Here is a 12,468-nt window from a genome sequence, read left to right on the forward strand (position 1 = left end):
ACTAAGCTTACGTGGGCTTTGAGCGCTGGATAGGTCGGCGGCTCATCTTTCACAATGCTGAGGGAAGTGCTATCGGGTTCGTCGACGGGTTGGCCGGAGACGTGGAAGCGCGGGCCGGGGTGGGAAGTAGCGCAGCGCATGACATTCGTAGGGGACTTGAAAAAGGTTATCGCCGCAGCGGCGCTGGCAATGGCGTTAGCTGGCGGGGGCTGCGCCGGAAACAAGATCGATACATCCGCTCTTAATCCCGATCCTCCAACGAAAATGTTCGCTGACGCCGACAGCATGATGTCGAAAGGTAATTTCGACGATGCCGCCAAGCGTTTCGAGGCTGTCGATCGCGAACATCCCTATTCGCCGGAAGCGCGCAAATCGATCGTGATGGCCGCCTACGCCTACTATCGCGCCGGTAAGTCGCCGGAGGCGATTGCCTCGGCTGAGCGGTATCTCGCTCTGCATCCCGGCACGAAGGAAGCGCCTCTCGCCCACCATATTATTGCGATGTCGTACTTTGACGATTTGAAGACGGCCAATCGCGATCAGACGGCGGCCAAGAAGGCGCTCGAACAGTTCAAAATCCTGAAGACTCGGTTTCCGGATAGCGAGTACGCGCGCGATGCGGATAACAAAATGCGCATCTGCCTCGACAATCTGGCCGCCCAGGAAATGGAAGTGGGGCGCTACTACCTGGACAAGCACAATTACGTGGCGGCGATCAATCGCTTCAAAACGGTCGTTAAAGACTATCAGACTACAGCGCATGTCGAGGAAGCGCTTGCACGTCTTGTTGAAGCCTATATGGCTTTGGGGGTTGTCAGCGAAGCCCAGAACGCAGCCGCAATTCTTGGGCACAACTATCCGGATAGCCGCTGGTACAAGGACTCCTACGCGTTACTGCAGTCGGGCGGAGTCGGTCCTCAGCTCGATACCGGCTCATGGCTCTCCAAGGCGTGGAATTCCGTTCCCAAATTCGGCCTAGGAAGCAACGGCTAATTCGCCATCCTTATTGTTGTGCTAGATTTCGAACGCGGCAGGGGTGACCAGCCGCGTTTCTTTTTTGTCGATGACAGACCTTCGATCCGATGGCCAAGAAAACCGCGAAACGTTCGCCGAAAGTGTCCGTTAAATCTGCTTCTTCGTCTGAAACGGCAGAGGCCGAAATCGCGCGGCTTTCGGCAGAAATCTCGCACCATGATGCACTTTATTACCGTGACGATGCGCCTGAAATCTCGGACGCGGAATACGATACTCTTCGTCGCCGGTTGAAAGAGCTTGAGGACGCGCATCCCGAACTGAAGCGTGCCGGAAGTCCAAGCGAAAAAGTCGGTGCCGCCCCTGTCGCGGCGTTCGGCAAGATTCGCCACGATGTTCCGATGCTCTCGCTCGGGAATGCATTCGATGATCAGGACGTCGTCGATTTTGTGCAGCGTGTGCGGCGGTTTTTGAATCTTGCTGAGGGCGATCCGCTTGAGATTACCGCCGAACCGAAGATCGACGGGCTATCAATTTCCATTCGCTATGAAAGCGGTCATTTGGTTCGGGCGGCAACTCGCGGCGACGGGACGGAGGGCGAAAACGTTACGGCCAACGTCAAAACGATCTCGCAAATTCCGCACGTTCTGAAGGGCAAGGGCGTCCCCGATATCATAGATATTCGGGGCGAGATTTATCTCGGACATCACGACTTCGAAAGGCTCAACGCGGCGCAGGCGGCAAGCAATGGAAAGGTGTTCGCCAATCCGCGCAATGCAGCAGCCGGCTCGTTGCGCCAGCTCGACTCATCGATTACGGCCAAGCGCCCATTGCAGTTCTTCGCTTACGCTTGGGGTGCCGCTTCCAGCCTGCCCGCCATCACCCAGGCCGGTGTCGTCGCTGCGTTCGGGCATTGGGGCTTACCGATAAATCCGCTGATGCGCGTTGCCAACGATATCGACGAGCTGATCGCGTTCTATCGCGATGTCGAAAGCAGGCGCGCCAAGCTTGGATACGACATCGATGGCGTTGTCTATAAGGTGAACAGGCTCGACTATCAGGAGCGTCTCGGTTTCGTTTCGCGCTCGCCGCGCTGGGCCATTGCGCATAAATTTGCGGCCGAGCGGGCGACGACCGTTCTCAATAAAATCGATATTCAAGTCGGAAGGACTGGCGCGTTGACACCGGTCGCGAAGCTTGAACCTGTTACCGTCGGCGGCGTCGTCGTTTCAAACGCGACGTTGCATAACGAGGATGAGATAGCGCGCAAGGATATCCGCGAGGGCGATACGGTCATCGTGCAGCGCGCCGGTGACGTCATTCCGCAGGTCGTTGAGGTGGTGCGGGATAAGCGTCCCAAGAATGCGAAGCCGTTCGAGTTTCCGAAGGTCTGTCCCATTTGCGGAAGCCATGCGGTGCGGGAGTCGGACGAGGATGGCAATGCGACGGATGTCGTGCGGCGATGCACCGGCGGGCTGATTTGTCCGGCGCAGGTTAAAGAGCGCCTGAAGCATTTCGTCTCGCGTAACGCATTCGATATCGAAGGCCTCGGCGCCGAGAAAATCGAATTCTTTTTCGAGACCGGTCGCATCAAATCGGCCGCCGACATCTTTACACTCGAACGGCGGGACGAAAGCTCGGACCAGCCCTTGACGACGGTTCGAGGTTTCAAGGAAACGTCGGTCCGGAAGCTTTTCGCGGCGATCAATGCTCGGCGCAACGTATCGCTCGACCGATTTCTATACGCGCTTGGCATTCGTCACATCGGCGAGACGACAGCGAAAGATCTCGCTAAAGCGTATGGGACGTTCGAAATGCTGCGCTCGGCCGTCAATGCTGCAATTTCTGGCGGCAAGGGCAGCGAAGCCTATCAGGATATCGATAACATTGAAGGCATAGGCGAAACTGTCGTCTATGCGTTGATCGATTTCTTCAGCGAACGGCACAACCAGGAGCAGCTTGACGCCCTTTTGAAAGAGGTGACCGTCGCGCCGTTCGTGCGTGTGCATACGCAGGCCTCGCCTGTAACAGGAAAGACGGTGGTGTTTACCGGGACTTTGACAAAGCTGACGCGGAACGAGGCGAAGGCACAGGCAGAGCGTTTGGGTGCGAAGGTCTCGGGCTCCGTGTCGAAGAAGACGGATTACGTCGTGGCGGGCGCGGAAGCGGGATCGAAGCTCGACAATGCGCGCGCTTTGGGTGTCACGGTTCTCGACGAAGATGCGTGGCTGCAACTTATTGGGCAAATATAACTCGATTAGCCGTCGATTACGTCGGGGTTGATGGTGATGCAGACTTCTCCATCGCTCTCCGTGATCTCGACATCTGCAAGATCATTGGCGCGGTTTACGCGCACGGTAATTGCGAACGTGCCTGCGGTCATAGCTGTAATAAGCGGCCTGAGCGCGCATGGAAAATGCGGCGCCGCCGATAATTCATGGGTGATAAACATCGCGCTTTTTCCTCCTCGGTCCATCGAAGAGGGGATAGCCGCTCAGGATATTTAGCGCCGTCTCATGGGTAACAGTGGTGAAGGCCGTTTGTCCTACCTAGAGCGGCTGCGTTGCATCTTTCAGCCAGGCGCGCGTTTCGTCGTCGAGCTGCGTTGAAAGCGCATCGTTGACGGATTGGTGATAAGCATTGAGCCACTCGCGTTCGCCGTGATCGAGCATCGTCGGCACGATGAGGCGGCGATCGATCGGCGCCAGTGTCAGCGTTTCGAAGCTCATCATTTCTCGTCCCCCCGATCCGATTTTCTTCGGCGGCGCGACGAGAACAACATTTTCTATGCGGATGCCGTAGGCGCCGACTTTGTAATACCCCGGTTCGTTGGAAATAAGCATGCCCGGCTCCAAGGGCACTAAGCCCCCGCGAGAGATCGACTGTGGGCCTTCGTGCACGGAAAGGTAGCTGCCGATGCCGTGTCCGGTGCCGTGATCGAAATCCTCGCCGATGGCCCAAAGAGCGCGCCGCGCAAAGGGATCGAGGTCGATACCGCGCGTACCTTTCGGGAAGCGCGCTGTTGCAATAGCGATGTGTCCCTTTAAGACCGCAGTGAAGTGCTGCTTCATATCCTCGGTCGGCGTGCCGATCGCGACCGTTCGTGTGATATCGGTCGTCCCGTCCTGATACTGGGCTCCGCTATCGATGAGGAACAATTCCCCGGCGCGAATTCTGCGGTTTGTGTTTTCACTCACGCGATAATGGACGATGGCGCCGTTCGGCCCCGATCCGGCAATGGTTGGAAAGCTGATTTCGCGCAGGCAGTTCGTGTCGCGGCGCAGGTCTTCGAGCTTGCGTACGGCGGTGATCTCATCGAGCGTCCCGTCCGGGGCTGTTTTATCAAGCCAGGCAAGAAACCGGACAACAGCGTGACCATCGCGGATATGGGCGGCGCGTGCGCCGGCGATTTCGGCTTCCGTTTTGATCGCTTTTGGCAGGATGCAGGGATCTTGCCCGCGCGAGATGGCGGCTGCGCCGAGCTTCATCTCGAACCAGTAAGCCGCGCTTTCAGTATCCAGGCGAACCTTTTTCTTCTTCGATTTGAGCGCTGCGATACGCTCGGGCATTGCGACCGGCGGCAGCAGCCTGGCGACCGGCGCGAGGTTCGCGCGCGCTTCCTTGTCCAGTCTTGCCGGTTCTATGAACAGCTCGGCTTTTCCGCTCGCAGGTACGATTGCAAATGCCAACGCGACCGGATTATGCGCGATATCGCTTCCCCGTATATTGAAGAGCCAGCAGATCGAATCCGGCAGCGTCAGGATAGCGGCATGCTGGCCGTCGCTTTTCAATCGTTTCTGAAATTCGGATATCTTTTCCGTCGCCGCACGCCCGGCGAGAGCGAGGGGCTGGGAGATGACCGGATTGGTTGGCGGCGTTGGCCGCGCCTTGCCCCAGAGAACGTCTATCGGGTTCTTGGAAAGCGCTTTGAGTTTAATCCTCTTCGGAGCGAGCGCCGCCTTGAGACGTGCGATCTCCCCGGCGGTGTGGTTCCATGAGTCAAAACCAACGGTTTCTTCCCTGGCGAGTGTGCTGAGGAGCCATTCGAAAAGTTTCGCGCGCGGCAGGAGCGAGATTTCGAAGACGTCAGTGTCGGTCTCGGCGTTCGCTTGCAGCGTGTAGCGCCCGTCGGTGAACAGCGCCGCGGCCTTTTTCGTTACGACTGCGATGCCGGCGGAGCCCGTGAAGCCAGTCAGCCATTGCAGCCGCTCGGCAGAAGGCGGCACGTATTCGCCCTGGTGGCTGTCGGCGCGCGGGACGAGAACGGCGTCGAGTTTCGATTTGGCCATGAGTTCACGGAGCGCCTTGACGCGCTCTGCGACATGCTCGGGCCCCGATTGCGATTGGAATGTCTGAAACATGCTGGTGGTTCTAGGCGGCTGCCCCGTTTCCGGCAACCATCGATGTCATCGGCGCGCGAATGTAAGCGTAGACCAGCCCGTTATCCGGTCGTGACGGCGCAGGACGAAGCCTTTCGCGGCGTAGGCACCAGCTACTTCCTTTGCCTGAGGGATGAGGATGCCGGAGAGAACCAATATTCCGTTCGTCTCGACCGCCTTTGCGAGGTGTGGCGCCAACTGGATCAGTGGGCCTGCCAGGATATTTGCGATCAACAACTCGAAGGGTAGGCGCCGCCTGATTTCGGGATGGTCGATACCTTTCGCTCGCACAACGCGTATCTGACGGTTCGCGCCGTTGAGACGAATGTTTTCGGCCGCGACATTGACCGACTGGGCGTCCATGTCGGCGGCAATGATGCGCGAGAGCGGCATCGCCTTTGCTGCCGCGATAGCGAGGACGCCCGATCCGCAGCCGAGATCAAGGATGTTGGCGAATGGGCGCGAACGGGCCAAGCGATCGATCACCAGCAGACAGCCGAGGGTGGTCGCATGGTGCGCTGTGCCGAAGGCTTCACCAGCGTCGATCAGGATCGAATTCGGCCCGCGCGCGATGCGTCCGCGGTCGTGGCTGCCGTGAACGGTAAAACGGCCCGCGCGGACGGGCGGGAGCGCGGCTTGCGAGATCGCGACCCAATTCAGATCCGGCACGTGTTCCTGGGTGAACGGAGGCAGCGGGTCGGAGATGTAGGGTGCAAGCTCGCTTCTTATGTCGCGATCACCGGCGTCGGCGTCGAAATAGGCTTCGACCCGCCAACTGTCCGGTCCATTTTCGAAGACCGTCAGTGCTTCCGGCGGGGGTTCTAATAGATCCTGCAGAGCGTTGCCGGTGGTATAGGCGTGCGTTCGATTGTTGAAGTCAGCCGCGAATTTCGTGAATGCCATGGATTTCAAACTGCCGGAGGTACGGAGCCGCCCTCGAACTCATAACCTTCGGTGGATACGGAGTCGGGCAGGTAGTCGAGGAACAGGTCCCACTTATCGTCGATATGTTTCGCGGCCTGTGCCGGAGGTAATGTTACGAGCGTGCCGTCTGGCTTTTCAACGACGATACCGTCGCGGATCAGGCGGTCGAGCGCATCGTCGATCTCGAAATCGACTTTGATGCCGAATGTGCGCGTCAGATACGATTCGATTGCAAGGTCGATAGACGGAAGATCGGCGCGCGTCGACTTCTCTTTCGCGAGCACGCTGTAAAGCAACATTTCCTCTTTCACATCCTCCTCGGCGCCGCGTGCTGCGATCTTCAGGATGACGCTGCGGTTGTCGGCCATGGTGTGGAAGTAGAGGTTCTGCGCCATCACCACCATGTAGCGCTGCTTCTGATTAAAAAAGCCCATTGCCTGGCGGACGGCAATGCCGCCAAGACCGGCAAGCGCGCCCATCGCGGCAATAGGATTGCTCGCCAGAAGCGCAATTTTTCCCGCGGCGCCGAATGCGCCCATACCGAGGCCGCCGCCGGCGGTAACTCCTAATCTCAGTTTGTCGAACGACCGGAAACGTACCTCGGTATTCGGGAAAATCATTTCCACGTCGGTCCGAGGGATGTTCTTGAACAGCTTCAGATAGATGTTTCGATCCGAAATTCCAGGCGGCATGTGGTGCCGCGCGCGCTCGACGCATTTCTCCGCCTGAACGCGGTTGCATTTTTTTTCCCGCATCACTTCCGCGACGCGGGTTTCGAACGGCTTGAGCTTGAACATGATGAAAAGCCGTTGAAAGATCGGGACGTTGAATTCTTCCTTGCGCAGGAACTTACGAACGCTTCGTCGTTCATATTTTTGGTTCGAGGCGCCCCGGTAGTAAATGGCGATGCGTTCGAATGCCTTCATGTCGACATTCAGATCCAGACCGTAATGGCTATCGCGCGTGAGGATCATCTCGACGTCGGTCGGGTCGATGCGTTCATAGTTGGCGCGCTGGAGAAGGCTTTCGACTCCTTCGAATACGCGGTGTTTCAGCGAGTCGCGCTCCTCTTCCGAGAAGTTTCGGGTCATCAACAGGTCGCTGTCGGGAGAGAACGTTTCGTAGGTCTGCTCAAGGTCGAGGAGCAGCGCGAAGTATTGCTGTTGGCGCCAGTAGTCGAGATAGCGGAAAAAGCGGCGCGCTTCGGCGGCCTGACCCGCGGGCCATAGGTAGGGCATCGTCAGCCGATCGAGCAGCGCAAAGCGCGTGACCGGAATGAAGCGCTCGCGTTTGCGCTTTTCGTCCGGCTGAAGGATGTCAGCGACGGATTCGGTTGCGTCCTGCTCCTGAACCGGCGCAGGTCTGGCATCGAGGTCCGTGAGATCGTACAGGCGCTGAAACAGCCCTGGTCGGTACGATCGGCCACTGGCGATATCTGCCGACATTTACACGCCTCCCCCGTGCCCTTTTCTTTCAGATCTACCCGGCCCGGACAATACGTTGCTATTTGCCCGGTCGTTTGTCGAGCAACCGCAAAGGTTCGGCGCAAAGATGGCATACCGGGGTGGCGCTCGTCGGCCTCCGCATGTTGGGCATAGTTAGAGCATAAGGCGGATCTTGTGGCAAAGCGGTTCATAACTTTTGCTATCGTCACAATCACGCCGACGTTAGACTTCGATTATGGCTAAGTGGGTTTGAGGGAACCTATAGGGGCGTGCGGATGAGGGCCTTCGGGGCGCTGACTCTGGGCATTTTTGCCCTGGCGGTTGGAACTATTAGCCGTTCGGTCCAAGCGGACGAACTCGTCATTCCATATGCATGCCAAATGGAGCATGGGGTGCCGCGCTTATTGCCCGCTGCCGCCACGAGTTACCCGATCATCGGGCAGCGCGAGGATCTTCCGTTCACGACGTGTCGTTCGTCGTCGACTGACGATTGCGAGACGATGATGGTCCATAAGTTCACGACTGCTTGCGGGGGGCAGAAGGTCGCGTGGGAGAAGATTGCCGCTTCGGCCCCTAGCGTCGGAGTCGCGCTTCCGGAACATTTGCCCGCCGGCTTCGCTCCGGTTAGCCGGTTCAGAGGACGTTTCGTGCTGCCAGGCTTCGGCAGGACGACGCATCTTCCAAGCGTTGCAAAGCAATCTCTTTCGGCGGACAGCGTCATTGAAACGGGGACGATAGAGCGACGGCCAGAGTCTCCCCGGTGGGTCACGATGGTGGACCCCAGCATAACGGCTTCGCAAGGTGGCGCCTTCAAGGTTGCGGGCGTCGTTTCGCTGCTGCTTGTGTCGTTGATGGCGGGATGCTTGTTCGTTGCGCGCCGAAGAATTCCGATCCCGCTCGATTTCGCGCGTTCGTCATCGGTTTCGCGCACGTCCGGCAGCGTCCTCGATTTTGCCAAACAGGTTTATGCTCGGATGACGAACGCCGTGCGGACCCCTGACGAACGATCCGACGCGACGAGGCGCGGAAGCCGCGACAATCATTTTGCTACGTCTCTAGCAGCGGTGCATGCGCGTCTTGTCGAGACGGAGCTTCTGGTTGCGACTTTGCCGCCGGATCTACTGCTTCGTGAGGTTCTGCAAACGGAGCTTGACGGTTTACGAGCCCGCGGGGCGGAAGCATCAAGGCGCGCCGGGCAACTCGATGCGAAGCGTTCAGGTGCCCTATTACGCGGAATGATCAAAGATCTCGATCGCATTACCCGGATCGTGCGTGGCACTGCGCGCCAGGAGGACAGTGAACTCTCCGCTGGACCAATCGATCCGCCATCGACGATCTTCGAAGCCTATCGCGTCCTCGGGCTCAATCCGGACGCACCTCCGGCTGCCGTGAAGAAGGTCGTCGATGCGCTCAGGATGTCCTGGCATCCCGACCACGCACGAAGCGAAGCCGATCGCCAGAACCGGGAACAGCGGATCAAGCAGATCAACGCGGCCTGGGATATCCTCAAAGGGTCGCGGGTGGTGGCCGTTTGAATTCGGGACCGCTGCAAACACAAACGGCGCCGCAGTGGACGCCGTTCGATTTTGATCCTGATTTTTTCGACGCGAGAAAGAACCCAGGGCGCGGGCTGCCCTAGGCTGAATAGCGATGGGCGACCGGAAGGTTCCGTACCTCCTCCTCGGTCAGCGGTTCCATGTCTTGCACAAAGTTTTGCCGCGGCTTCGACTGCATCTGCTCACGCTTTGCAACTCCAAGTCGCACCGCAAGCTGATCGTTAAGTCCACGGACAACACCAATCTTACCCCTCAAGGGAAAGCGGTAAGTGCTCATTGGATAGCTCCTCTCAAGGACTCTACCCTCCCAAACGACGATTCCGCACCTCGGTTTCACGTCCCGCGTGTCACCTCGGTGGTATTTCACGCATACTTCGAAGGCCGCCGACGGCAATTCGGCGTTGGACTCGGCCAATCTGCTGATGAACCCCCACAGCTCAACGAGCGGTTAAAATGTGTCACGCAATTGCGGCGATAAGAAGAAATCGACGGCAAAAATTGGACTTGCCGCGAGCATTTCTGCGTTACGAATCAGTCATATAACGTCAACGAAGCTGGCTACGACCCGCTTCGTTGAACCATCGTCAAAGTCGATCGTCAGCTTGTTGCCGTCAACCAGCGTGACAGTGCCGTCTCCGAATTTTTCGTGACGGACGCGCGTGCCGGCCGTGAACGAGGGCGCGCTTGCTGTCGATGCGGCGACCAATTCGCCCTCAAGCGTTACTGGCGGGCGCGATTTCTTTTTAGTGTCACGATTGCTGCTCCATGATTGCTGGGCGCGCTGCCAGCCGGGCGTTTTGTAATTGGAACTGAACGGCTCAGCTCCGCTGGTGCGGTCGAAGCGGCTTGGTCCGAAGGAACCGCCGAAGCCGAACGCATTCGTCCGGCCGCCGTATGGCATTTCGCTCTCGATGACGTCCACCGTTGCCTCGGGCAATTCGTCAACGAAGCGCGATGGCAGTGCCGATTGATAGAGGCCGTGGGTGCGCCGGTTTTGAGCGAACGAAATTTTGGCGAAGCGCTTGGCGCGGGTGAGACCGACGTAAGCGAGCCTGCGCTCTTCCTCTAGTCCAGCGTTGCCACTTTCGTCGAGCGAGCGCTGATGCGGGAACAGTCCTTCCTCCCATCCCGGAAGAAAGACGATGCCGAATTCGAGCCCCTTGGCGGCATGGAGCGTCATCAATGAGACGCGATCGCCGTCGCTGCTCTGGTCGGCGTCCATTACGAGCGATACGTGCTCCAGAAAGCCCTGCATCGTGTCGAACTCGTGCATGAAGCGCACAAGCTCCTTCAGGTTTTCAAGCCGCGATTGGGCCTGCGGGCTTTTGTCGGCCTGCCACATGGCCGTATAGCCAGACTCGTCCAGGATAAGCTCCGCAAGATCGGTGTGCCTCATGTGATCGAGATTGCCGCGCCATCGTTCGAATGCGTGCGTCAGATCCGAGAGCGATTTGCGGGCTTTCGGCGAAAGTTCGTCCGTTTCGATGATTTCGCGCGCAGCTTGGTAGAGCGAAAAGCCGCGCGCACGGGCCAATGCGTGGACGCGTTTGACGGTCGTATCGCCAAGGCCGCGTTTTGGGACATTGACGATCCGTTCGAATTTGAGGTCGTTGGCCGGGTTCGCGACAACTTCGAGATAGGCGATGGCGTCTTTGATTTCCTGGCGCTCGTAAAACCTGGGACCACCGATCACGCGGTACGGCAGCCCAAGCGTAATGAAGCGGTCTTCAATGGCGCGCATCTGTGACGAGGCGCGGACGAGAATGGCCACGTCGTTCAGTTTCTCGCGTGAGCGCTGGAAATTTTCGATATCTTCGCCGATCGCCCGGGCTTCCGCTTCATCGTCCCAGAAATTGGCGACGGCAATTTTTCTGCCGGCGTCGCCGTCGGTAAAAAGCGTTTTGCCGAGGCGTCCTGCATTCTTGGCGATCAGGCCCGAGGCTGCAGCCAAGATGTTCGCCGTAGAGCGGTAATTGCGTTCCAGACGGATGACTTTAGCGCCGGGGAAATCCTTTTCGAAGCGAAGGATGTTGTCGACCTCGGCACCGCGCCAGCCGTAAATCGACTGATCGTCGTCGCCGACGCAGCAGATGTTGGGCGAGCCCTGCGCGAGAAGGCGCAGCCAAAGATATTGGGCGACGTTGGTGTCCTGATACTCGTCAACCAGGATGTAACGGAAGCGGCGGTGATAGTCGGCGAGCACGTCCGGATGCTCGCGGAAAAGCCGAATGCATTCGAGCAGAAGATCGCCAAAATCGCAGGCGTTAAGATCCTTGAGCCGTGCCTGATAGGCCGCATAAAGGGCTGCGCCTTTGCCTGCCGCGAAAGCGAAGGACTCGCCGCCTGGAACTTGGTTGGGCGTCAAACCGCGGTTTTTCCAGCTATCGATCAGACCGGCGAGCTGGCGCGCAGGCCAGCGGTCCTTATCGATGCCAGCGGCCTCGATTACCTGCTTCAGCAGCCGGATCGAATCGTCGGTGTCTAGAATTGTGAAGCCGGATTTCAGGCCGACCAGTTCTGCATGGCGGCGCAAGATCTTGACGCCGATCGAGTGGAACGTGCCGAGCCACGACATACCTTCGAGCGAGCCGCCAATCAGGCCGCCAATGCGCTCGCGCATTTCCCGCGCTGCCTTGTTCGTGAACGTGACGGCGAGAATCTGCGACGGATAGGCTTTCGAGGTCGCGAGAATATGAGCGATGCGGGTCGTCAGCACACGTGTCTTTCCGGTGCCCGCGCCCGCCAGCACAAGCAGCGGTCCTTCGGTCGTTTCGACGGCTTCGCGCTGCTCGGGATTCAGACCTTCGAGATACGCGAGCGTGCCGCGCGCCGCCGCAATGGCGCGCGCCGAGATCGATTGGATCGTCTGTGCGTTATCGGCCGTTGTGTCGCGTTGGCTCGCGGACGAAGGTGCTTGCGGCAGATCGAACGGCGGATCGTCGTCGTGCGGCAAATCCGAGCCCGTCGCGGCGTTCGGCTTGCGAGTCGAAGTCATGCGAATTGCCTAAACCACCAGGGCTGATCCTACAACCGGCGCGTCCCGGTGCCGCGCACCGCGGACACGGTCGGCGCCGAATCGACCACAAAATGTTCAAATGCCTGGAATGAAGCCAAAATTCGGGTTCAGAGTATTCTTGCTCCGTGGCATATAGATGCGTGTGGCGGCGCGTATTTCAATCCGGTCCGCCGTTA

At 58.6% G+C, this 12,468-nt stretch carries 9 protein-coding genes; 3 read left to right on the forward strand and 6 right to left on the reverse strand.

The window, feature by feature from the left end; all coding sequences use genetic code 11:
• Positions 1–138: 138 nt before the first annotated feature.
• Together VHB22_RS00500 and ligA are read left to right on the forward strand one after the other, a co-directional pair.
• Complete coding sequence (locus tag VHB22_RS00500) at positions 139–993, forward strand: outer membrane protein assembly factor BamD (protein WP_325454982.1); 855 nt, start codon at positions 139–141, stop codon at positions 991–993.
• 89 nt (positions 994–1,082) lie between these two features.
• Positions 1,083–3,224, forward strand: a complete 2,142-nt coding sequence (gene ligA / locus VHB22_RS00505; protein WP_325454983.1) for an NAD-dependent DNA ligase LigA — start codon at positions 1,083–1,085, stop codon at positions 3,222–3,224.
• Between the two features lie 5 nt (positions 3,225–3,229).
• Here the strand turns inward: ligA and VHB22_RS00510 are convergent, their stop codons facing one another.
• The 4 genes from VHB22_RS00510 to VHB22_RS00525 form a co-directional block, all read right to left on the reverse strand.
• Positions 3,230–3,424 carry a hypothetical protein gene (locus VHB22_RS00510; protein ID WP_325454984.1) on the reverse strand — a complete coding sequence of 65 codons (195 nt, stop codon included), beginning with the start codon at positions 3,422–3,424 and terminating at the stop codon, positions 3,230–3,232.
• 97 nt (positions 3,425–3,521) lie between these two features.
• Complete coding sequence (locus VHB22_RS00515) at positions 3,522–5,333, reverse strand: aminopeptidase P family protein (protein ID WP_325454985.1); 1,812 nt, start codon at positions 5,331–5,333, stop codon at positions 3,522–3,524.
• 45 nt (positions 5,334–5,378) lie between these two features.
• A complete protein-coding gene (locus VHB22_RS00520; RefSeq protein ID WP_325454986.1) occupies positions 5,379–6,254 on the reverse strand; it encodes a 50S ribosomal protein L11 methyltransferase in 876 nt (291 codons plus the stop codon).
• Between the two features lie 5 nt (positions 6,255–6,259).
• The gene (locus tag VHB22_RS00525) at positions 6,260–7,720 is read right to left on the reverse strand and encodes a TMEM143 family protein (protein ID WP_325454987.1); all 1,461 of its coding nucleotides are present in this window, start codon (positions 7,718–7,720) and stop codon (positions 6,260–6,262) included.
• 392 nt (positions 7,721–8,112) lie between these two features.
• On the opposite strand from VHB22_RS00525, the gene VHB22_RS00530 reads away from it, so the two are divergent.
• The gene (locus VHB22_RS00530; RefSeq protein ID WP_325454988.1) at positions 8,113–9,255 is read left to right on the forward strand and encodes a J domain-containing protein; all 1,143 of its coding nucleotides are present in this window, start codon (positions 8,113–8,115) and stop codon (positions 9,253–9,255) included.
• 100 nt (positions 9,256–9,355) lie between these two features.
• Here VHB22_RS00530 and VHB22_RS00535 read toward each other — a convergent pair whose 3' ends face one another.
• Together VHB22_RS00535 and VHB22_RS00540 are read right to left on the reverse strand one after the other, a co-directional pair.
• Positions 9,356–9,553, reverse strand: a complete 198-nt coding sequence (locus VHB22_RS00535) for a hypothetical protein (RefSeq protein ID WP_325454989.1) — start codon at positions 9,551–9,553, stop codon at positions 9,356–9,358.
• Between the two features lie 258 nt (positions 9,554–9,811).
• The gene (locus VHB22_RS00540) at positions 9,812–12,271 is read right to left on the reverse strand and encodes an ATP-dependent helicase (protein ID WP_325454990.1); all 2,460 of its coding nucleotides are present in this window, start codon (positions 12,269–12,271) and stop codon (positions 9,812–9,814) included.
• Between the last annotated feature and the right edge of the window lie 197 nt (positions 12,272–12,468).

The sequence above is a fragment of the Hyphomicrobium sp. genome, assembly GCF_035548195.1.
Lineage (GTDB): Bacteria > Pseudomonadota > Alphaproteobacteria > Rhizobiales > Hyphomicrobiaceae > Hyphomicrobium_B.